This is a genomic window from Cupriavidus sp. HY129 (assembly GCF_059492215.1).
Genome location: NZ_CP083254.1, coordinates 3,076,000 through 3,098,316, shown reverse-complemented (window position 1 = coordinate 3,098,316; position 22,317 = coordinate 3,076,000). Strand labels below are relative to the sequence as shown.

Below are 22,317 nucleotides of genomic sequence, written 5' to 3'. Positions count from 1 at the left end.
GCGCCCCACTGAAGTTATCTGCCTGCCGATACCGCCATGGCCACCCGCATCGTCCGCGCCGCCTGCCCCCACGATTGCCCCGATACCTGTGCACTGCTCGTCACCGTCGAGGACGGCAGGGCGATCAAGGTCGCCGGAGACCCCGAGCATCCGGGCACCCAGGGGGTGCTCTGCACCAAGGTTTCGCGCTATACCGAACGCACCTATCACCCGGACCGGCTGTTGACCCCGCTGCGGCGCGTCGGCAAGAAGGGCGAGGGCCGGTTCGAGCCAATTTCGTGGGACGAGGCGCTCGACGAAATTGCGGGGCGGCTGTCATCGATCGCCGCCCGGAATCCCGAGGCGATCGTTCCCTACAGCTACGCTGGCACGATGGGCCTGGTACAGGGCGAGAGCATGGCCGCGCGCTTCTTCCACAAGCTCGGCGCCTCGCTGCTCGATCGCACGATCTGCGCCAGTGCGGGCGCCACGGCCCTGCGCCATACCTACGGCGCGAGCGTCGGCATGGATATGGAGCAGGTGGTCGACGCGAAGCTGGTCATTATCTGGGGCAGCAATCCGATTACGTCGAACCTGCATTTCTGGACGCGCGCCCAGGAAGCCAAGCGCCGTGGCGCGACGCTGGTGGCGATCGACCCGTACCGCTCGCTGACGGCGGAGAAATGCCATCGTCATATCGCGCCGATGCCGGGCACCGACGCCGCGCTGGCGCTGGCGATGATGCATGTGCTGATTCGCGACGACCTGATCGACCACGACTACGTCGCCCGCCATACCGTTGGCTTCGACGCGCTGCGCGAACGGGCGATGCAGTTTTCGCCGGAAACGGCGGCGCGGATCTGCGGGATTCCGGTCGATGACATCGAGTGGCTCGCCGGGCTGTACGGCAAACTCGCCGTGCGCGAGCGCCAGCCGGTGGCGATCCGCCTGAATTACGGGATGCAGCGCGTGCACGGTGGCGGCCAGGCGGTGCGTGCCGTGGCGTGCCTGCCTTCGCTGGTCGGTGCATGGCGCGAGGCCGCAGGCGGCCTGCTGTTGTCGACGTCGGGCTTCTTCCCGGTCGACAACGCGGCGCTGCAACGGCCCGACCTGCTGCCTGGCTGGCCGAACCTGCCGCGCACGATCAACATGAGCACGATCGGCGACGCGCTGCTGGACGACGGCACCACCGGCAACGGCCCGAAGATCGAAGCCGTGGTGGTCTACAACAGCAACCCCGTGGCAGTGGCGCCGGAATCGGGGAAGGTGGCAGCCGGGTTTGGACGCGACGACCTGTTCACGGTAGTACTGGAGCACTTCCGGACCGATACGGCCGATTACGCCGATATCGTGCTGCCTGCCACGACGCAGCTCGAGCACGTTGATGTGCACAAGGCCTACGGCCACACTTACTTCCTGGCGAACAACCAGGCGGTGGAGCCGCTCGGGCAGGCGCTGCCGAACACCGAGATCTTCCGCCGGCTGGCCGCGCGCATGGGATTCACGGAGTCCTGCTTTGCCGACAGCGACGAGGCGATCGCATCGCAGGCCGTCCTGCGTGACGACAAGCGCGCGGCGGGTATTAGCTGGGATTCCCTCAAGGCCCGGGGCTGGCAGAAACTGAATATCGCCAAGGCGCCGTTCGCCGAGGGCGGCTTCCCGTCGGCATCGGGCAAGTGCGAGTTCTATTCGGAGACGATGGCGCGCGAGGGGCTTGATCCCGTCCCCGCCTACGTGCCGCCTTACGAAGCGCCTTCGTCGGCCCCCGAACTGTTCGCGCGTTACCCGCTGGCGATGATCTCGCCGCCGGCACGCAACTTCCTCAACAGCACGTTCGTCAATGTCGACAGCCTGCGCGCCACCGAAGGCGAGCCGCATCTCGACATCCATCCGCTCGACGCCGCGGCGCGTGGCATTGCCAATGGCGCGCTGGTCCGTGCCTTCAACGATCGCGGCAGCATGCAAGCGCGTGCCCGAGTGACCGACCGAGCCCGACAAGGGCTGGTCGTCGGCTTGTCGATCTGGTGGAAGAAGCTCGCGCCGGATGGCAAGAACGCCAACGAACTGACCAGCCAGCGATTGACGGACCTGGGGCGCGCGCCGGTGTTCTACGATTGCCTGGTCGAAGTGGAGCCGGTGCCGGTGCCCGCCGAGGCGCTGGCATCATGATCCGCTGGCCGGCCCGCCGGCGCCTGGCGAGTGCCCTGGCGGTGCTCGGCGCGGCGTTGCTGGTGGCCGGTTGCGACACACTCGGCTACTACTATCAGTCGATCGGCGGCCATCTCGGCGTGATGGCGCAGGCACAACCGATCGACGATGCCATTGCCACGGCCAATGACGCCCACGATGCGCGCCTGGCTCAGCGTCTGACGCTGGCCCGCGAGATCCGCGACTACGCCTCGCGCGAGTTGAAGCTGCCTGACAACGGCAGCTATCGCCGCTACGCCAACCTGCATCGTCCCTATGTGGTGTGGAGCGTGTTCGCCACGCCCGAGCTGTCGATGGATCTGCGCAAGTGGTGCTTTCCAATCGTCGGTTGCATCACCTATCGGGGCTATTACGACCAGAAAGCTGCCGACCACTACGCACTGGGGCTGCGCCGTGACGGGCTGGAGGCCTATGTGGCCGGCATCCCCGCGTATTCCACGCTTGGCTACTTCGACGACCCGCTGCTCAACACCTTCGTCTACCTGCCCGAAGGCGAACTGGCGCGGCTGATCTTCCACGAGTTGGCGCATCAGGTGGTCTACGTGCGCAACGACACGGCGTTCAACGAATCGTTTGCCACGGCGGTGGAGACGGCCGGCGTCGAACGCTGGCTCGCGCAGGAAGGATCGCCCGAGGTGCGCGCCAGCTATCAGATCTACGACAAGCGGCGGCGCCAGTTCCGCACCATGCTGCTGGGCGCGCGCGAACAACTGGTCGAGCTTTACCATTCGCCGCTCGACGATGGCGCCAAGCGGCAAGGCAAGGCGCGCATCTTCGACGAACTGCGCCAGACGTACGCGAACCTCAAGAAGGACGAGTGGGGCGGCTACAGTGGCTATGACCGATGGTTCGAGCAGCCACTGACCAACGCCCATCTCGCCGCTGTCGCCACGTATCAGCAATGGGTGCCGGCTTTTGCCGCGTTACTGGCGCAATGTGATGGTGACTGGGAGCGCTTCTACGCAGCCGCGCGCAAGATCGGCGATCTCCCACCGGCAGAGCGCGACGCGGCTTTGCGCAAGCTGGCGCCGCCCGCCACCGAGGTGAAGCCGCTGACCGCCTTGCGTGCGACGGACGCCGGCAGTCAGACATCCGCTACCAGCCAGGGGCAGTAGCCGCAGAGGTCAATCGCGGGAGTTTCCCAATGGTGGTGCGCACGGGCCGTGCGAGAATGGCCGACATGCCTCGCGCCCTCAAAAGAACCGGCCATACGCCTCGTGCCACCGAAGCCACCACGCTGGCAGAAGGCGGCCCTGCGCGCGCGCACGTCGCCGAACGTCAGGAAGCGCGTCGCCGCCAGATTCTCGACGCGGCGGGCCAGCTCTTCTACACGAAGGGCTACCCAGGCATGACGATGAACGATCTGTGCCGGGCGCTCGGCGTGACCAAGCCCGCCGTCTATTACTACTTCGCTGACAAATACGAGATCTTCGACATCCTGTGTCGCGAGTCGGCACAGACCTGTCTGACGGTGATCCGCGAGACCGCTGACCCGGCGCTGCCGGTTCGCGAGCGGCTGAGCGCCTGCCTGCTGGAAATGGCGCGACGCTGCGTCCGCTGCCATGTGGCCGCCGCCCTGAGCTTCCGCGACAACCAGTACCTGAGGCCGGACACGGTGGACTGGCTCAACACCATGGCGCGCGATTTCTATCGCGACCTGTACGCGCTTCTGGAAGAAGGACGTGAGGCGGGCGTGTTCGAGTTTGGCGATGCGCGCGTGACCGCGCATTCCATGGGCGGCGTGATTGGATTCATGTACACCTGGCACGAGCCGGGACGCATGGACCCAGAGACGCTGGCGCAGGAGTTGGCCAGGAACATGATGAAACTGGTCCTGCCGAATTGACCGCAGTCAAAGCCGGTTGAGGCCGTCAGGGTATTCCCTTGGTCATCTTATTGGGTGACGCATAATCCATGATTTCACGGTCGTATTCGTGGAGGACTTCGTCTAACGTGTTGTCTCGATAGCATCGCGCGTTTAGCATTGCGAAAAAATCGAACGACCATTCAGAAATTCAGGAGACGGTATGGAAAAGCTGTGGCTGAAAAACTATCCGGCAGGCGTGCCAGCAGAGATCGACGCCAGCCAGTTCCGTTCACTGGCCCAGTTGCTCGAGGAATCGTTCCGTACCTATGCCGATCGCCGGGCATTCATCTGCATGGACCATGCGATGACCTACGGCGAACTCGATCAGCTTTCTCACGCCTTCGCCGCGTGGCTGCAGTCGCGGGGCCTGCGCCCCGGCGCGCGCGTTGCGATCATGATGCCGAACGTGCTGCAGTATCCGGTGGTGCTGGCGGCCGTGCTGCGGGCCGGCTACGTGGTGGTCAACGTCAATCCGCTCTACACGCCGCGTGAACTCGAGCACCAGCTCAAGGACAGCGGCGCAGAGGCGATCGTCATCCTCGAGAACTTCGCATCGACGCTGCAGGCCGTGCTGTCGGCCACGCCGGTCAAACACGTCGTGGTGGCCAGCATGGGCGACCTGCTCGGTACGGTGAAGGGCGCGATCGTCAATTTCGTGGTCCGTAACGTCAAGAAGATGGTGCCGGCCTGGGAACTGCCCCACTGCGTGCGCTTCAAGGACGTACTGGCCGAAGGCCGCAAGATGACGCTGAAGCCGGTCAATACCGGTCCCGATGACGTGGCGTTCCTGCAGTACACGGGCGGGACCACCGGCGTGTCGAAGGGGGCCACGTTGCTGCATCGGAACATCGTGGCCAACGTGCTGCAGTCCGAAGCGTGGATGCAGCCGGCGCTGGCCAAGGGCGCGCCTATCGACCAGGTGGTCACCATCACCGCGCTGCCGCTGTACCACATCTTCGCGCTGACCGTCTGCTGCCTGCTGGGGATGCGCAGCGGTGGCCTGAGCATCCTGATCCCGAATCCGCGCGATATCCCGGGCTTCATCAAGGAACTGCAGAAGTACAAGTTCCACATGTTCCCGGCCGTGAACACGCTCTACAACGCGCTGCTGAATCATCCGGACTTCGCCAAGATCGATTTCTCGGGCCTGCGCGTGGCCAATGGCGGCGGCATGGCCGTGCAGGAAGCCGTGGCCAAGAACTGGCTGGCGAAGACGGGCTGCCCGATCATCGAAGGCTACGGCCTGTCCGAAACCTCGCCGTCGGCCACCTGCAATCCGACCGATACCGATGCGTTCTCCGGCACGATTGGTCTGCCGCTGCCGTCGACCGACGTGTCGATCCGCGACGACGACGGCAACGAACTGCCGCTCGGCCAGCCGGGCGAAATCTGCCTGCGCGGGCCGCAGGTGATGGCCGGCTACTGGAATCGCCCCGACGAGACCGCCAAGGTCATGACCGCCGACGGCTTCTTCAAGACGGGCGACATTGGCGTGATGGACGAGCGCGGCTATACCAAGATCGTCGATCGCAAGAAGGACATGATTCTGGTGTCGGGCTTCAATGTGTATCCGAACGAAGTGGAAGGCGTGGTAGCGGAATGCCCGGGCGTGCTGGAAGTCGCCGCCGTGGGCGTGCCGGACCAGCACTCGGGCGAGGTGGTGAAGCTGTTCGTGGTCAAGAAGGACCCGGCGTTGTCCGAGGCCGACGTGATTGCGTTCTGCAAGGAACGCCTGACCGGCTACAAGCGCCCCAAGTACGTCGAGTTCCGTACCGAACTGCCGAAGACCAACGTCGGCAAGATCCTGCGCCGCGAACTGCGCGATAGCCGCAAGGCAGCCTGACGCAGGATCTGGCGCCTCAACACTCGTTTGACGGCGCCATCTGCGGTTGTGTCGATCCGTCCGGATAGATCAGCCGCACACACGCGCCGGGCTCCAGTCCCGGCGCCGCCGGCGCATTCACCTGCGCCACGGTGCCATCGGCAGTCCGTACCTTGTACTGGTAGAGATCCATCTGCTGAGGCGGCTGCCGGTTGAACAGGCGTGTCAGATCCATCGAGAATCCCACGCCAACGCCGCCACCGCCACCACCGCCGCCAACACCGGCGGCTCCCACACCGACGCCGTAGCCGCTGTCGGTCGGATTCGCGACGTCGATCCGCGTCAGGAACGTCTTTTCGGTGACGCGTCCGAGCTTGACCGTCGCGTTCACCGGGGTGATCTGCGGGCCCGAAGGCGTCGAGGAGGCACATGCCGCCACGACGCACGCGGTGGACAAGATCCCGATGAGTTGCAGCGGACGAGACAGTAACTGGGTCATGACGTGGGCAGGCTGGTCTTGAGGCGGCCGAGCAGCCGGAACAGCGCGCGGCGATCGGTTTCGGCCAGGCCGGAGAACAATTGCTCGATCCATCCCTCGTGCGCGCGCGCCATGCTGGAGAACGCTGCCCGGCCGGCAGGCGTCAGGCGGATCAGATAGGCGCGGCGATCGGTGGGCAGCGCCTCGCGCGTGACCAGGCCTTCCTGCTGCAACTGGTCGGTGATGCCTGTGACATTGCCACCGGTCACCATCATGCGGCGAGACAACTCGCCCATCTTGAGGCCCTCAGGATGCCGATCGAGCTGCGACATCAGATCGAAGCGGGGCAAGGTGACCGCGAAATCCTGACGTAGCCGCGAACGGATGTCGCCCTCGATCAGGTTCGTGCAGGTCAGCAGGCGCAGCCAGAGGCGCAGCGCCTCATGCTCCGAGTCGCCAGCGCTGGTCTCCAGATCGACCGGCGCCGGCTCGTCGGTATTGCTGGCGGAGGAAGGATTGGGCATCGTGGTTAGGGCAGGCGAAAACTTGATATTTCAAGTATATGCCTTGCCCGGCCACGATCGGTTGTCGTCAGTCGACCTTTGCGCCGGAATCCTTGACCACCTTGGCCCATTTGATGTGCTCGGCGCGGATGAGAGCGGCGAACTGGTCGGGTGTGTTGCCGACCGGATCGGCGCCCTGGGCCATCATTCGGTCGCGCACGGCAGGGGTGCTCAGGCTCTTGGCGACTTCCTGCTGGATGCGATGGATGATCTCCGGCGACGTGCCAGCCGGTGCCAGCAGCCCGAACCACGAACTGGCCTCATAGTTCGGCAGGTTCGCCGCGGCCGCCACGGTGGGCACGCCGGGCAGCGCCGGCGACGGCTTGGCGCTGGTCACGGCCAGCGCCTTGAGCTTGCCGGCCTTGATCAGCGCCATGGAGGAAGGCAGGTTGTCGAACATCACCTGCATCGTGCCGCCCGTCATGTCGGTCAGCGCGGGGCCGCTGCCGCGGTACGGGAAGTGGACCATGTAGGTCTTGGTCTGGGTCTTGAACAGCTCGCCGGCCAGGTGGATCGACGTGCCGTTGCCGCTCGATGCCATGTTCAGCTTGCCAGGATTAGCCCGTGCGTAGGCAATGAGATCGTTGACGGTATTGATCTTGTTCTGTTGCGCGAAGGCGGGGTTCACCTCCAGCACATTGGGTACCGACGCCACCTCGGTGATCGGCGCGAAGTCCTTGATCGGGTCGTACGGCAGCTTGCCGTACAGCGACTGGTTGATGCCGTGCGTCCCTACGGTGCCCATCAGCAGCGTGTAGCCGTCCGGCGCCGACTTAGCGACGATGTCCGAGCCGATATTGCCGCCGGCGCCGGGTTTGTTGTCGACCACCACGTTCCAGCCGGGCAGCTTCGACAATTCGGCAGAGACTGCGCGCGCCAGGATGTCAGTGGTGCCGCCGGCCGGGAATGGCACGACCAGACGGATCGGCTTGGTGGGATAGGCGTCGGCTGCATGGGCCGAAGCGGCCGCCAGCGGGCTCAGGGCAATCGAAAGCAGCAGCGCGACAGTGCGCCGGCGTGGGTGTGACATGGCGAGGTCTCCGTATAAGGGCCGGCTAATGGCCGGTTGTCCCGGTCTCGGAGCCATTCTAGTCTGGTGTCCGCCACCTGGCGGATGGGGTGAAGCCCTTATGCGTGTCTCGCATCTGGCAAGAAAAAAGGCGCCCGTGGGCGCCTTGAAAGGAACGATGAATCGGTTCGATCAGAACTTGTGGCGAATACCCAGGGCCACGCCGACCTGGCTGTTGGCGCCTTGCTGCAGGTAGTAGCCGTTGGCGAAGCTGACCGCCGACGTGTCGAAGTTCAGGCCCGAGTTCTTCGCGTAGGCCATCGTCAGGTAGACGTCGGTGCGCTTCGAGAAGTTGTAGTCGGCCACGAAGCTGATCTGCCACGGGTTGGCGGGATTGTTCGACGGCAGGGCGGCCTGGCCAACCCCGGCAGGGGCGCGCAGCTGCGTGACGTCGTCGTAGAAGTAGGCCAGCGTCAGACCCAGCGGAGCGCTGACCTGATAGTTCAAGCCGATCCAGTAGTAGTTGTCGCGGATCAGTTCGTTGCCGCTGCTGTCCGTGGTACGGCCATAGCGGTAACCAGCCATCAGCTTGGCCGGGCCATACGTGTAGCTACCGGCTGCGCCGATCTTGCGCGACCGGCCAGGCGAGCCAATGTTGACCGCCGGACGCCATTCGTCATAGGCAACCGTCAGGCCAAGGGGGCCGCTCATGTACAGCACGCCAGCGCCACCGCCTGCGTTGTTGTTGAAGTTGCCCGGCACTTCGCCAGCACCGCCGCCGGCCAGCGGGGTCGTGCCGATCGCGCCGACGCCCGTGCCGAAGCTCCAGTGCGCCTCGGCGGTGACTGGGCCGATCACGGCGGTGTACTTGGCCGTGTTGTCCGAGCGGAAGTTCGTACCCAGTTGGGCCACCACCGGTTCATACAGCGTCGCGTAGCCGGTCGGCGAGAAGTTCGCGAACATGTCGAACATCGTGGTGTACTGGCGACCGAAGGTCACGCGACCCAGCGTATCGCTTTGCAGACCCACGAATGCCTGACGACCGAAGAGGCGGCCGCCTTGCTGCGACTTGCCATCGTCAAGGCCAAAGCCGCTTTCCAGCACGAACAGTGCCTTCAGGCCGCCGCCCAGATCTTCGGTGCCACGCAGGCCCCAACGCGAGCCGGACAGGCCGCCGCCGCCAGACAGACCAACACGGCTGCCGCCGCCCGGCGCCGCTTGAGGAACGCCGCTGGCGTTAGGGGCGCCCAGGCCCGGTGCCAGGTGGTTCGTGTATTCGATCGGCAAGTCCACGACACCATAAAGGGTCACGCTCGATTGCGCATTTGCCGCAGTGGCAAACGCGCTCATCGCGGCAAGCGCGAGAAGCGACTTTTTCATGCTGGGTGATCTCCACTTAAGAATTATTAGATAAAGCCCGGAAGGGACCTCCATAAGTCAGCCCTCTACACCCTTCCGCACTTGACTTCCTTGGAAGCTGCCGACCACTCTAACAAAAGAGCACTTCTTTTGACCCTGTGGTAAACGTCTTGTCTGGTTTTCACAACTCAGGGTTTTTAAGTACCTGTAAGCGACAGATGCCAGCACAGACGCGGCGTTGCGGGCGATGTTGCGGGCCTCGCGCGGGTCGCGCGGGTACAATGGGGGAATTCCCGAAGGCGCGTTTGGTGCGACCTACCTCTTCAGTGGGGCGAAGGTTCGATATGCGCGCAGACCATCCCTAGACAGACATGGATACGTTGATCCGAGAATTCGATGTCGCGTTGCGCGCGATTGCCGGTGCGACCCGCGCGGAGCGCGCCAACCCTGCAGACAGGCTGGCTCCGGAAACGGAGCAGATGAACCCCGAGGAGCGTCGCCACGTATCCGGCCTCATGCGCATCAATCATGTTGGAGAGGTTTGCGCCCAGGCCCTCTACCAGGCGCAGAAGCTGACCGCGCGAACGCCGGCCGTGCGCGCGCAGATGGATGCTGCCGCCAAAGAGGAAGAGGATCATCTGGCCTGGTGCGCGGACCGCCTGCGTGAACTGGGCTCGCGTCCGAGCCTGCTGAATCCCGTCTGGTATGCCGGCGCGTTCGCGATCGGCGTTCTGGCGGGACGCGCCGGCGACAAGGTCAGCCTTGGCTTCGTGGCCGAGACTGAGCGTCAGGTCGAGCATCATCTGACCAGCCACCTCGACCGCCTGCCCACCACGGACAGCCGCTCGCGCGCAATCCTCGAACAAATGCGCGACGACGAGGTCCGCCACGGCGATGCCGCGAGGAACGCAGGGGGTATCCCACTGCCGGGACCAGTTCGCGCATTGATGCAAGTCGCATCGCGCGTCATGACCACCACCGCCTACCGCATCTGATCGATAAGGATCGGCGCGTCTCGAAGCGCTTCGTCGCGATCCAATTCGCGATGGGTCGCGGACCTGCCTGTGGTGGTTGTGGAAAAGTCCCCTGAGCCCTTGCCTGACAGGGGCTGACAGCAAAACGTTGTATCCTTCCCGACGGCGTGAAACCGATGGCGTTTCACGCTGTCGGCAGTATTCCCTCCGGTAGTTCTCAGGTGGTTTCTCTGCTTTCCTCCCCAAGTTCTTCATTTCATTAAGGAATCACCTTTGCGGTGCGTGAGGTTGACGCGCTAAGTCTTTGTTCTGATTAAAAAAAGCTTGTTTCTTGCCCCATAGCGAGCCTTGACCCGCCAAAACGCTTCCTCTAAAGTGGGAAATAGTGTGAGGAAGTGTATTTTTGTGTGAAAAACCGGGCTGGCTCTGCGATGATTTATCTCAGACCGAACTGGTAGCGGAAGGGATGAATCGACCTGCCGGACGGCTCTGAGGCCGACGGCTACCAGGGGGGCGAGCTTGTTTCAGGGAGCATCGGCGCTTTCGCTTGATGCCAAGGGTCGGATGTCCATTCCGGCCAGGCACCGCGAAGCGCTGCAAACACAGGCCGAGGGCCGGGTTACGCTGACCAAGCACCCGGATGGATGCCTGTTGCTCTTTCCCCGCCCTGAGTGGGAGGTTTTCCGAGGCCGTATAGCGGCGCTGCCGATGGATGCCCATTGGTGGAAGCGGATTTTCCTCGGTAACGCCGCCGACGTGGATATGGACGGCGCAGGCCGCGTGCTGATAGCACCGGAATTGCGCAGTGCCGCCATGCTCGACAAGGAAGTGATGCTGCTCGGCATGGGCAGCCACTTCGAAGTTTGGGATGCCGCGACCTACGCCGCCAAGGAACAGGCAGCGATGGCGCAAGGCATGCCGGAAGCATTGAAGAATTTCTCCTTCTGAAGAGGTCATGAGCCCTACCGAATCGCCGGGGACCACCACCCTGCGCCATCGCACCGTGTTGCTGGACGAGGCCGTCGATGCGCTCGTCTGGCGGCCCGACGGCGCCTATGTGGACGGCACCTTCGGCAGAGGGGGGCACAGCCGGGCAGTACTGGCCCGGCTGGGGCCGGCCGGCACCCTGGTCGCCTTCGACAAGGATCCGGCAGCAATCGCAGAAGCGGGCACCATCAAGGATGCCCGCTTCTCCATTGAGCACGCGAGCTTTGCGGAAATGGGCGATCGGCTGGCCGGCCGTGGCCCGGTAGCTGGCGTGCTGCTCGACCTGGGAATCAGCTCGCCCCAGATCGACGAGGCAGCGAGGGGGTTTTCCTTTCGTTTCGAGGGCCCGCTGGACATGCGCATGGACACCACGCGCGGCATTACCGCCGCCGAGTGGCTTGCACAAGCGGACGAGCATGACATTGCCAGGGTGATACGAGACTATGGGGAAGAACGGTTTGCTCTACAGATTGCAAAGGCGATTGTTGCTCGCCGGCGCGAATCCGGCGATGGCGGAGCACTCGCCACTACTTCAGACCTTGCCGCGCTCGTGGCGAAAGCCGTCAAAACACGCGAGAAGGGCCAGGACCCTGCGACCCGCACCTTTCAAGCTTTACGGATTTACATCAATCAAGAGCTTGAGGACCTCGAAAGAGGCCTGAAGGCGGCGTACGAACTGCTTCAGGTCGGGGGCCGCCTCGTGGTGATCAGCTTTCACTCGCTCGAGGACCGTATCGTCAAACGGTTCATGCAGGCGCACGCCCGTCCCGAGCGGGATGCCGATCCGGCCCTGCGCCGCGCACCGTTGCGCGCGGCCGACCTGCCGCAGCCGACGATGAAACTGCTGGGCCGATTCAAGCCGGGCGCCGAAGAGGTGGCCGGCAACCCGCGCGCCCGTTCCGCGGTGATGCGCGTGGCCGAAAAACTCGGAGAGCAGTCGGCATGAACCGCCTGACCTTCTTCCTCCTTGCCGCCCTGTTGTTCTGCGCGCTGTCGCTGGTCAGCGCGCAGCATCAGGCACGCACGCTGTTCGTGGCACTCGAACGCGCGCAGTCGGAGGAGAAGCAGCTCGATATCGACTGGTCGCGCCTGCAGTACCAGCAAAGCTCGCTCAGCAAGAGCGCGCGCATTGCCGAGGCCGCGCGCACGCAGCTCAAGATGTCGCCGGCGGTGGCCGGTCGTACCCAGTATCTGCAGGGCGTGGTGCTGCCATCGACGCCGCCGGATGCCGAACAACCCGCAGAGGGGGCAGCCAAATGAGCATGGCCCGGCCAACCATGAACCGCGCCCGCGCCGGCAACAAGTCGCGCGGCGAGGCAGCCCGTCCGCGCACCGGCCAGTTCTCCGCCAGCCCGGTGCTGGGTCTGCGCCTGCCGATGTGGCGCTCGAAGTTCGTGGTGTTCCTGATGTTCGCCGCGTTCCTGGCGCTGGCCGCGCGCGCGATGTGGATTCAGGGCCCGGGCAACCAGTTCTACGAGATGGAGGGCAAGAAGCGCTTCCAGCGCACGCTGGAGCTGCCCGCCACGCGCGGCAAGATCCTGGATCGCAACGGCCTGGTGCTGGCCACCAGCCTGCCGGTCAAGGCGATCTGGGCCGTGCCTGAGGATGTGCCGAACGATCTCGATCCGCAGCGCATGCGCCAATTGGCCAAGCTGCTGGACATGTCCGAGAAGGAACTGCGCGCCAAGTTCAACGAGGACAAGAGCTTCGTCTACCTGAAGCGCCAGGTGCTGCCCGATGCGGCCGACAAGATCGCCGCGCTCAAGATCGATGGCGTTCACCAGACTCGCGAATACAAGCGCTTCTATCCCGAAGGCGAGGCGATGGCGCATATCGTCGGCTTCACCAACGTCGAGGACAAGGGGCAGGAAGGTGTGGAACTGGCGCGTGAAAGCGTGCTGGCAGGCCGTGCCGGCGCGCGTCAGGTGATCAAGGATCGTCTGGGCCGCGTGGTGGAGGACGTTGGCATCCTGAAGACCCCGCGCGACGGCGAGGACATGCAGCTGTCGATCGACGCCAAGATCCAGTACCTGGCCTACAACGAGGTCAAGGCCGTGGTCGAGCGTAGCAAGGCCAAGGCCGCCAGCGCCGTGGTGCTCGATGCGCAGACCGGCGAGGTGCTGGCGCTGGCCAACTGGCCGACCTACAACCCGAACGACCGCAGCCGCCTGTCGGGCGAGCAGCTTCGCAACCGTGTGCTGACCGATACCTTCGAGCCCGGCTCGATGATGAAGCCGATCTCGATCGGGCTGGCGCTGCAGCTTGGACGCGTGACGCCGTCGACGACCATCGTGACGACCGGCAAGTTCAACTTCGAAGGCGCGACGATCTCCGATACCCACAACTACGGCACGCTCACGGTGGGCGGCGTGATCCAGAAGTCGAGCAACATCGGCACGACGAAGATCGCGATGATGATGAAGCCGCAGGAAATGTGGGACATGTTTACCAGCGTCGGCCTGGGGCAGGCGCCAAAGATCGGCTTCCCGGGTGCCGTGGCGGGTCGCGTGCGGCCGTGGAAGAGCTGGCGCCCAATCGAGCAGGCGACGATGTCCTATGGCTATGGCCTCTCGGTGTCGCTGTTCCAGATCGCGCACGCCTATACGATCTTCGCGCATGACGGCGAGCTGATTCCCGTGTCGATCTTCAAGACCAACGGCCCGACAGACGGCGAGCGCATCCTGTCGCCGCAGGTTGCCCGCCAGGTGCGCGGCATGCTCGAAACCGTGACCGCGCCCGGCGGTACCGCGCCGGAGGCCCAGGTGATGGGCTACCGCGTCGGCGGCAAGACCGGCACTGCATACAAGCACGTGGGCCGCGGCTACGACCGCAGCAAGTACCGCGCCTCGTTCATCGGCCTGGCGCCGATGTCGAACCCGCGCGTGATCGTGGCTGTCAGCGTGGACGAGCCGACCTCCGGCAGCCACTACGGTGGCGCGGTCGCCGGCCCGGTCTTCTCGGCCATCACCGGCGGCGCTCTGCGCGCGCTGAATGTCCAGCCCGACTCGCCGATCCGGCAGTTGATGGTCACCGACAAGGTGCCTGAGAGCGAACCATGGAGCGCCACCCAATGACGCGCCAGCCGCTGCTTCCGCTTGAAGTCTCCGCCCAGGCCAGCAACGCGCTGGCCTGGCTGCGTACGCACGTCCCGGAAAACGCGCAGTTGACCGGCGACACGCGCCGCCTGCAACCGGGCGACGTGTTCTTCGCCTATGTGCTGGGCAATGAGCGTCTGGCTACCGATGGTCGTCCGCATATCGACAAGGCGATTGCTGCCGGCGCGTCGGCCGTCGTCTACGAGGCTGACAACTTCGCATGGCCCCATGACGATCGCGTGCCCCACCTGGCAGTGTCCCACCTGCACGAACTGGCAGGCCCCATCGCGGCTGGCTGGTACGGCATCGCCGCGTGCAATCTGACGGTTACCGGCGTCACGGGCACCAACGGCAAGACCTCGTGCGCGCAATGGCTGGCACGCCTGCTGCAGATTGCAGGCACGCGATGCGCGACGATCGGCACGCTCGGCTCGGGCTTCCCCGACGCGCTCAAGCTCACCGGCTTCACCACGCCGGACGCCGTGCAGTTGCAGGCCAGCCTGGCCGAACTGCACGATGCCGGCGCGCGCGCCGTGGCGATGGAAGTTTCCTCGCATGGGCTGGAGCAGGGCCGCGTGGCCGGCACCGGGTTTGCCGTTGCCGTGCTGACCAACCTGACCCAGGACCACCTCGACTACCACGGCACGATGGCCGAGTACGAGGCAGCCAAGGCGCGCCTGTTTGCGTGGGACGGCCTCAAGGCGGCGGTGATCAATCGCGACGATGGCATGGGCCAGCGCCTGCTAGCCAGCAACGCGGTGGCCGTGAGAGCCCCGCAAGTCATCGAATATGGCATCGACGGCAAGGCCGGCGCTTCGACGGCACGCGGCCAGTGGCTGCGCGCGACTGGCGTGCGGGCCACTGGCGCCGGCACGGCGTTCCACGTCGATGGCAGTTTCGGCACCGCGGACGTGACCACGCCGATGATCGGAGCATTCAACGTCAGCAATCTGCTGGCCGTGCTCGGCGCCGCGCTGGCGCAGGGCGTGACCTGGGATGCCGCCATCGATGCGCTGCGTCGCCTGACGCCGGTCGATGGTCGCATGGAATTGTTCGGCGGCCACGATGCCCCGCTGGCCGTGGTCGACTACGCCCATACGCCCGATGCGCTGGTCCAGACGCTGATCGCGCTGCGGCCCGTGGCCCAGGCGCGTCAAGGCAAGCTCTGGTGCGTGTTCGGCTGCGGCGGGGATCGCGACGCCACCAAGCGCCCGCTGATGGGCGAAGTGGCCGAGCGCCTGGCCGATGAAGTGGTGCTGACCAGTGACAACCCGCGCAGCGAAGATCCGCGCGAGATCCTTGAAGCGATCGCCGACGGCATGAACGACCGTGCCCGCGCCGCGCTGATCGAGGACCGCGCCGCCGCCATTCTCTACGCCATCAAACATGCCGCCCCGGCCGACGTGGTGCTCGTGGCCGGCAAGGGCCACGAAGCCACGCAGGAGATCCAGGGTCGCAAGCGCCCGTTCTCCGACCGCGAGCACGTGCGCCTGACCCTGGGCGCGCGGGGGGTGTCGGCATGAACCGCCAACCGATGACGACTCTGCAGCAAGCCGCTGGCTGGATTGCCGGCGCAAGTATTTCCGGAGATGCTACGCGCTCGTTTTCGCGCGTGCATACCGACAGCCGTACCGTCGAGCCTGGCGACTTGTTCGTCGCGCTCAAGGGTGAGCGTTTCGACGCCCACGATTTTCTGGTCGATGTGGTCGCGCGCGGCGCCGTCGCGGTGATGGTGAGCCGCAAGGTCGACGTCGACGTGCCGGCGCTGATCGTGCCCGACACGCGCACCGGCCTCGGTCAGTTGGCCACGGGTTGGCGCCGCACGTTCACGCCGCCGACGGTGGCCGTGACCGGCAGCAATGGCAAGACCACGGTCAAGGAAATGATCGCGGCGATCTTTGCCGCGGCCGTGGGTGAGGGCGATCGTCTGGCAACGGGCGGCAACCTGAACAACGACATCGGCCTGCCATTGACCGTGCTGCGCCTGCGTGCGCATCACAAGCTGGCCGTGCTCGAACTGGGCATGAATCACCCGGGTGAGACGATCTACCTGGCCGGCATTGCCCAGCCGACCGTGGCGGTGGTCACCAACGCCCAGCGCGAGCACCAGGAATTCATGGTCAGCGTGGAGGCCGTGGCGCATGAACACGCCAGCGCCATCGCCGCGCTGCCCGCCGATGGCGTGGCCGTGTTTCCGGTCGATGCCGAAAGCGGTGGCGCCTATGCGGCCATCTGGCGTCAGGCCGCCGGCACACGGAAGGTGCTGTCGTTCGGGACCGATGCTTCGGCTGACGTACGGGCCACGGTATCGCTGGAGAATGGCGTGCAGGTGCTGGACGTGACCGCGCCAGACCTGCGCTTCACGCTGCGCCTGCAGGTGCTGGGTGTGCACAACGTGCGCAACGCGCTGGCGGCCACGGCGTGCGCGCTGGCCGCAGGCGTCGATGTGGCGGCGATCCAGACCGGCATCGCCGGCTTCACCGCCGTGAAGGGCCGCCTGCAGGTGAAGCACACGCCAGCGGGCATCGTCGTTATCGACGACACGTACAACGCCAACCCGGATTCGATGCGTGCCGCGATCGACGTGCTGGCCGGATTTGCGACGCCGCGCCTGCTGGTGCTGGGCGATATGGGCGAGGTAGGGGACCAGGGGCCGATGTTCCACACCGAGATCGGTGCGTACGCGCGCGAGCGCGGCATCGACGCGCTCTGGGCAACAGGCGAACTCGCACCGCACGCGGTGCAGGCATATGGCGGTGGCGCACGGTATTTCGCTCGCGCGGAAGACCTGGCGCAGGCGCTGGAGGCAGACAAGGAGGGCACGGTGGCCAATGCAGCGGCCGTGCTGGTGAAGGGATCGCGCTTCATGCGCATGGAACGGATGGTCGATGCGCTTGTCGCATCACCTTCCGCTCATTAACGAAACAGACCAACGATGTTATTGACACTGGCCCAGTGGCTGCAGAACGACTACAGCTTCCTGCGGGTCGTCAACTATCTGACTTTCCGCGCGGTGATGGCCAACGTCACCGCGCTGGTGATCGGCCTGGGTTTCGGGCCGTGGGTGATTCGCCGCCTGACCGAACTGAAGATCGGTCAGGCCGTACGCACGATCGGCCCGCAGACGCACCTGGTGAAGGCCGGCACGCCGACCATGGGTGGCGTGCTGGTGCTGATCTCGATCGCGATCTCGACGTTACTCTGGTGTGACTGGGGCAACCGCTTCATCTGGGTTGTGCTGCTCGTGACGCTGGGCTATGGCGCGATTGGCTGGGTCGACGACTACCGCAAGGTGGTCTATCGCGATCCGCGCGGCATGTCGAGCCGCGAGAAGTTTTTCTGGCAGACGCTGATCGGTCTGGTTGCCGCCGTGTATCTGGCGTTCTCGGTGTCCGAGGCCAGCAACGTGCGCATCTGGAGCCTGTTCCTGAGCTGGATCGAGGGCGGCATGTTTGCCGACGTGCCGTACAAGATGAACCTGATCGTGCCCTTCTTCAAGGAAGTGAGCTACCCGCTCGGCGTGACCGGTTTCATCGTGCTGACCTATCTGGTGATCGTTGGCTCGAGCAACGCGGTGAACCTGACCGACGGCCTGGACGGCCTCGTGATCATGCCCGTGGTGTTGGTGGGCGGCGGCCTTGGCGTGTTTGCCTACGTGATGGGCAATGCGGTCTACAGCAAGTACCTGCTGTTCCCGCACATTCCCGGCGCGGGCGAACTGCTGATCTTCTGCTCGGCGATGGCCGGCGCGGGTCTGGCGTTCCTCTGGTTCAACGCCCACCCGGCACGCGTGTTCATGGGTGACGTCGGCGCGCTGGCGCTGGGCGGGGCGCTGGGCACGGTCGCGGTGATCGTGCGCCAGGAGATCGTGCTGTTCGTGATGGGCGGGATCTTCGTGGTGGAAACGCTGTCAGTGATGCTCCAGGTGTCGTGGTTCAAGTTCACGAAGCGTCGTTACGGCGAAGGCCGCCGGCTGTTCCGCATGGCGCCGCTGCATCACCACTTCGAACTGGGCGGCTGGAAGGAAACGCAAGTAACGGTGCGCTTCTGGATCATCACGATGCTGCTGGTGCTGATCGGGTTGTCGTCGCTGAAGCTGCGCTGAACCCGGACTGAAATTTTTAACCTACGGACTCTACAAGGCAGGAAAACGAAGTGTTTGGCGTGTTGCAAAAACCTCATGTGCTGGTACTGGGCCTCGGCGAATCGGGGCTGGCCATGGCACGCTGGTGCGGCCTGAATGGCTGCCGCGTGCGCGTGGCCGACACACGCGAGGCGCCCGCCAACCTTGTCTTCCTGCAGGCGGAACTGACCACGGCCCAGTTCGTGGGCGGGCAGTTCACCGAGAACCTGCTCGACGATATCGGTCTGGTGGCGATCAGCCCCGGGCTGTCCCCGCTCGAACCCAATACGCGGGCGCTGCTCAAGGCGGCGCAGGCACGCAGTATTCCTGTCTGGGGCGAGATCGAACTGTTCGCCCAGGCGATTGGCTACCTGGAGGCCACGTCGGGCTACGCCCCGCGCGTGCTGGCCATCACCGGTACCAACGGCAAGACCACGACCACCGCGCTGACCGGCCGGCTGATCGAGCGCGCAGGCAAGACCGTAGGCGTGGCAGGCAATATCAGCCCGTCCGCGCTGGACAAGCTGTCGGCCTGCATCGCAAGCGCCACGTTGCCCGATGTCTGGGTGCTCGAACTGTCCAGCTTCCAGCTCGAATACACGTTCTCGCTGGCGCCGCACGCGGCCACGGTGCTCAATGTCACGCAGGACCACCTCGACTGGCACGGCAGCATGGAAGCGTATGCCGCCGCCAAGGCGCGCATCTTCGGCCCGGCCGAGAAGGGTTGCCTGCAGGTGCTCAACCGGCAGGACCCGCTGACGATGAACATGGCCCGCCGCGGCACCACGCTGGTCACGTTCGGCACCGACCTGCCCGAGACGCCGGGCAGCTACGGCGTGCTGCGCGAAGGCGGGATGCCATGGCTCGTGCTGGCCGAGCCCGACACCGAAGCCGATGCCGAGCAGAAGCCGCGCCGCCGCAAGAAGGACGATGTCGCCGCCGACGCCGTCGTGCCGGTACGCCACAAGCGCCTGATGCCGGCCGACGCGCTGCACATCCGTGGCATGCACAACGCCACCAACGCGATGGCCGCGCTGGCGCTGTGCCGCGCGATCGACCTGCCGCTGAACGCGCTGCTGCACGGCCTGCGCGAGTATCGCGGCGAGCCGCACCGCGTGGAATGGGTGGCAACGATCGATGAAGTCGAGTACTTCGACGACAGCAAGGGAACGAACGTCGGCGCCACCGTGGCTGCACTGAGCGGGCTGGACAAGCACGTGGTGCTGATCGCCGGTGGTGAGGGCAAGGGCCAGGATTTCTCGCCGCTGGTCGCGCCGGTGGCGCAATACGCGCGCGCCGTGGTGCTGATCGGCAAGGATGCGGGCGCGCTGCGCGAAGCGCTGGAGGCGACCGGCAAGCCGCTGATCGACGCCGGCTCGCTGGAGGAAGCGGTAGAGAAATCCGCCAGCCTCGCGGAAGCGGGCGACGTGGTGCTGCTGTCGCCGGCCTGCGCCAGCCTCGACATGTTCCGTAACTACGTGCATCGCGCCCAGGTGTTCCGCGGCGCGGTGGAAGAACTGGCTTTGTCCCGGGGGATCATGCCATGAGCGACTCGCAGGTCAAGCGCAGCGGATTCATCGGCGCCACCATTGGCAATGCCTGGGGTGGCCTGCGTGATGCGGTGTCCGGCGTCAAGCCGACCCGCTCCCGCATGATGGAGTACGACCAGCCCCTGCTGTGGGTAGCGATCGTACTGCTGACGTTCGGCCTGGTGATGGTCTACTCGGCGTCGATCGCGCTGCCGGACTCGCCGCGCTACGCCAACTACCGCGAGGCCCATTTCCTGGTGCGCCACGCGTTCAGCCTGGTGATCGGACTCTCCACGGCGCTGGTGGCGTTCCAGATTCCGGTGAAGGTCTGGGACCGTTACGCGCCGAAGCTGTTCATCGTCGCCCTGATCCTGCTGGTGATCGTGCTGGTGCCGTTCGTCGGCAAGGGCGTGAACGGCGCGCGGCGCTGGATTCCGCTTGGCCTGATGAATTTCCAGCCGTCCGAACTGATGAAGCTGGCCGTGGTGCTGTACGCGGCCAACTACACGGTGCGCAAGCAGGAGTGGATGCAGACCGTCTCGAAGGGCTTCCTTCCGATGGGGGTGGCCGTGGTCGTGGTGGGGATGCTGCTACTGCTCGAACCCGATATGGGCGCGTTCCTGGTGATCGCGGCCGTGGCGATGGGCATCTTGTTCCTGGGCGGCATCAACGGCAAGCTGTTCGCCGGCCTGGTCGGCGTGGCCGTGGGCGCGTTCGCGCTGCTGATTACGGCATCGCCGTGGCGTCGCGAGCGGATCTTTGCGTACCTGAATCCGTGGGAAGAAAGTAACGCGCTCGGCAAGGCTTATCAGCTCACGCACTCGCTGATCGCCTTCGGCCGTGGCGAATGGACCGGCGTGGGCCTGGGCGGCAGCATCGAGAAATTGCACTACCTGCCGGAAGCCCACACTGACTTCATCCTGGCGGTGATCGGCGAGGAATTCGGCTTCATCGGCGTGCTCGTGATGATCGTGCTGTTCTACTGGATGGTCCGCCGCTGCTTCGACATCGGCCGTACGGCGCTGCAGCTCGACCGTACCTTCGCCGGTCTGGTGGCCAAGGGCATGGGCATCTGGATCGGCTGGCAAACGTTCATCAACATGGGCGTGAACCTGGGCCTGCTGCCGACCAAGGGCCTGACGCTGCCACTGGTCAGCTATGGCGGCTCGGGCATCCTGATGAACTGTGTGGCGTTGGCGATTGTCCTGCGCATTGACTACGAGAACAGGGTGTTGATGCGCGGAGGGAAGGTATGACCGCACGCACGCTGCTCGTGATGGCTGGCGGCACCGGGGGCCACGTGTTCCCGGGGCTGGCGGTCGCGCGTGCGTTGCGTGACGAGGGCTGGCGCGTGGTCTGGCTCGGCAATCGTACGGGCATGGAAGCGACGCTGGTGCCGAAGCACGACATCCCGATGGAGTACATCCAGTTCGGTGGACTGCGTGGCAAGGGCCTGCTGACCAAGCTCCTGCTTCCGCTGAACCTGCTGCGCGCGTTCTGGCAGAGCATCGGCGCGCTGCGTCGGGTGAAGCCGGACGTGGTGCTCGGCATGGGCGGCTATATCACCTTCCCCGCAGGGATGATGGCGTCGCTGCTCGGGCGCCCGCTGGTGCTGCACGAACAGAACTCGATCGCTGGCCTGGCGAACAAGGTATTGGCGAAGGTCGCGGACCGCGTGCTCTGCGCGTTCCCGGACGCGTTGCCGAATAGCGAATGGACCGGCAATCCGGTGCGTGCCGAACTGGCGCAGATTCCGGCGCCGGAGTCACGCTACGACCATCGCACCGGCCCGCTGCACGTGCTCGTGGTGGGTGGCAGCCTTGGCGCGGCCGCACTCAACGACGTGGTGCCGAAGGCGATCGCGCTGCTGCCCGAGGGGCAGCGCCCGGTCGTCAAGCATCAGGCCGGCGTGAAACAGATCGATACGCTGCGTGCGAACTACGCCGCGGCGGGAGTGGCCGGCGATACCGTGCCATTCATCGACGACATGGCGGCGGCCTATGCCGACGCCGATCTGGTCATCTGCCGCGCGGGCGCGATGACGGTTTCCGAAGTGGCGGCCGCCGGTGTGGCGGCGCTGTTCGTGCCGTTTCCGCATGCGGTGGACGATCACCAGACCACCAACGCGACGTTCCTGTCGAAGCAGGGCGCTGCGTTGCTGGTGCAACAGAACGAACTGACCGCGGAAGGTCTGGCGAAGACGCTCGCCGGCCTGTCGCGGACGCAATTGAAGGACATGGCGCGCGCTGCGCGCGGCCTGGCCAAACCGGAGGCAACCCGGCGCGTCGCCGAGATCTGCAGCCAGTTGGCGGGTAAATCGTGAA

General features: G+C 65.2%; 19 protein-coding genes. 15 read left to right on the top strand and 4 right to left on the bottom strand.

The window, feature by feature from the left end; all coding sequences use genetic code 11:
- Window positions 1–36: 36 nt before the first annotated feature.
- The 4 genes from K6G35_RS14160 (at window position 37) to K6G35_RS14145 (ending at window position 5,897) form a co-directional block, all read left to right on the top strand.
- Window positions 37–2,148 carry a molybdopterin-containing oxidoreductase family protein gene (locus tag K6G35_RS14160; protein WP_495675867.1) on the top strand — a complete coding sequence of 704 codons (2,112 nt, stop codon included), beginning with the start codon at window positions 37–39 and terminating at the stop codon, window positions 2,146–2,148.
- Window positions 2,145–3,302: an aminopeptidase gene (locus tag K6G35_RS14155; RefSeq protein WP_035884322.1), complete on the top strand. Its 1,158-nt coding sequence runs from the start codon at window positions 2,145–2,147 to the stop codon at window positions 3,300–3,302. The genes K6G35_RS14160 and K6G35_RS14155 overlap by 4 nt, the downstream gene beginning before the upstream one ends.
- A 65-nt stretch (window positions 3,303–3,367) precedes the next feature.
- Window positions 3,368–4,033 (top strand): TetR/AcrR family transcriptional regulator, encoded by a 666-nt coding sequence (locus K6G35_RS14150; protein ID WP_495675866.1) that lies wholly within the window; start codon window positions 3,368–3,370, stop codon window positions 4,031–4,033.
- A gap of 181 nt (window positions 4,034–4,214) precedes the next feature.
- Window positions 4,215–5,897 carry a long-chain fatty acid--CoA ligase gene (locus K6G35_RS14145; RefSeq protein WP_008651112.1) on the top strand — a complete coding sequence of 561 codons (1,683 nt, stop codon included), beginning with the start codon at window positions 4,215–4,217 and terminating at the stop codon, window positions 5,895–5,897.
- Window positions 5,898–5,913: 16 nt separating this feature from the next.
- Here the strand turns inward: K6G35_RS14145 and K6G35_RS14140 are convergent, their stop codons facing one another.
- The 4 genes from K6G35_RS14140 to K6G35_RS14125 form a co-directional block, all read right to left on the bottom strand.
- The gene (locus K6G35_RS14140) at window positions 5,914–6,375 is read right to left on the bottom strand and encodes a hypothetical protein (RefSeq protein WP_008651110.1); all 462 of its coding nucleotides are present in this window, start codon (window positions 6,373–6,375) and stop codon (window positions 5,914–5,916) included.
- Entirely contained in the window at window positions 6,372–6,878 is a 507-nt protein-coding gene (locus K6G35_RS14135) for a MarR family winged helix-turn-helix transcriptional regulator (RefSeq protein ID WP_011517628.1), read from the bottom strand. Before K6G35_RS14135 ends, K6G35_RS14140 begins: the two co-directional genes overlap by 4 nt.
- Window positions 6,879–6,945: 67 nt before the next feature.
- Window positions 6,946–7,947: a tripartite tricarboxylate transporter substrate binding protein gene (locus K6G35_RS14130; RefSeq protein ID WP_186424717.1), complete on the bottom strand. Its 1,002-nt coding sequence runs from the start codon at window positions 7,945–7,947 to the stop codon at window positions 6,946–6,948.
- A 171-nt stretch (window positions 7,948–8,118) separates the two neighbouring features.
- Window positions 8,119–9,306: a porin gene (locus K6G35_RS14125; RefSeq protein WP_008650276.1), complete on the bottom strand. Its 1,188-nt coding sequence runs from the start codon at window positions 9,304–9,306 to the stop codon at window positions 8,119–8,121.
- Window positions 9,307–9,656: 350 nt separating this feature from the next.
- Between K6G35_RS14125 and coq7 the strand changes: the two genes are divergently transcribed.
- From coq7 to murG, 11 genes are all read left to right on the top strand, one after another.
- On the top strand, window positions 9,657–10,280 hold the full coding sequence (coq7, locus tag K6G35_RS14120; protein ID WP_008650278.1) for a 2-polyprenyl-3-methyl-6-methoxy-1,4-benzoquinone monooxygenase: 624 nt from the start codon (window positions 9,657–9,659) through the stop codon (window positions 10,278–10,280).
- 498 nt (window positions 10,281–10,778) lie between these two features.
- Window positions 10,779–11,207, top strand: coding sequence for a division/cell wall cluster transcriptional repressor MraZ (gene mraZ, locus K6G35_RS14115; protein WP_008650293.1), 429 nt, complete (start codon window positions 10,779–10,781; stop codon window positions 11,205–11,207).
- Window positions 11,208–11,214: 7 nt separating this feature from the next.
- A complete protein-coding gene (gene rsmH / locus K6G35_RS14110) occupies window positions 11,215–12,192 on the top strand; it encodes a 16S rRNA (cytosine(1402)-N(4))-methyltransferase RsmH (RefSeq protein WP_008650294.1) in 978 nt (325 codons plus the stop codon).
- Window positions 12,189–12,506 (top strand): cell division protein FtsL, encoded by a 318-nt coding sequence (ftsL, locus tag K6G35_RS14105; protein WP_008650296.1) that lies wholly within the window; start codon window positions 12,189–12,191, stop codon window positions 12,504–12,506. The genes rsmH and ftsL overlap by 4 nt, the downstream gene beginning before the upstream one ends.
- Window positions 12,503–14,320, top strand: coding sequence for a peptidoglycan D,D-transpeptidase FtsI family protein (locus K6G35_RS14100; protein WP_008650298.1), 1,818 nt, complete (start codon window positions 12,503–12,505; stop codon window positions 14,318–14,320). The genes ftsL and K6G35_RS14100 overlap by 4 nt, the downstream gene beginning before the upstream one ends.
- Complete coding sequence (locus K6G35_RS14095) at window positions 14,317–15,864, top strand: UDP-N-acetylmuramoyl-L-alanyl-D-glutamate--2,6-diaminopimelate ligase (RefSeq protein ID WP_035884319.1); 1,548 nt, start codon at window positions 14,317–14,319, stop codon at window positions 15,862–15,864. Before K6G35_RS14100 ends, K6G35_RS14095 begins: the two co-directional genes overlap by 4 nt.
- A complete protein-coding gene (locus K6G35_RS14090; RefSeq protein ID WP_495675865.1) occupies window positions 15,861–17,261 on the top strand; it encodes a UDP-N-acetylmuramoyl-tripeptide--D-alanyl-D-alanine ligase in 1,401 nt (466 codons plus the stop codon). Before K6G35_RS14095 ends, K6G35_RS14090 begins: the two co-directional genes overlap by 4 nt.
- A 15-nt stretch (window positions 17,262–17,276) precedes the next feature.
- The gene (gene mraY, locus K6G35_RS14085) at window positions 17,277–18,446 is read left to right on the top strand and encodes a phospho-N-acetylmuramoyl-pentapeptide-transferase (RefSeq protein ID WP_008650301.1); all 1,170 of its coding nucleotides are present in this window, start codon (window positions 17,277–17,279) and stop codon (window positions 18,444–18,446) included.
- 50 nt (window positions 18,447–18,496) lie between these two features.
- Window positions 18,497–20,011, top strand: coding sequence for a UDP-N-acetylmuramoyl-L-alanine--D-glutamate ligase (gene murD, locus K6G35_RS14080; protein WP_186424718.1), 1,515 nt, complete (start codon window positions 18,497–18,499; stop codon window positions 20,009–20,011).
- Window positions 20,008–21,249: a putative lipid II flippase FtsW gene (ftsW, locus tag K6G35_RS14075; protein ID WP_008650307.1), complete on the top strand. Its 1,242-nt coding sequence runs from the start codon at window positions 20,008–20,010 to the stop codon at window positions 21,247–21,249. The genes murD and ftsW overlap by 4 nt, the downstream gene beginning before the upstream one ends.
- Window positions 21,246–22,316 (top strand): undecaprenyldiphospho-muramoylpentapeptide beta-N-acetylglucosaminyltransferase, encoded by a 1,071-nt coding sequence (gene murG / locus K6G35_RS14070; protein WP_495675864.1) that lies wholly within the window; start codon window positions 21,246–21,248, stop codon window positions 22,314–22,316. The genes ftsW and murG overlap by 4 nt, the downstream gene beginning before the upstream one ends.
- The last annotated feature ends 1 nt before the right edge of the window (window position 22,317 follow it).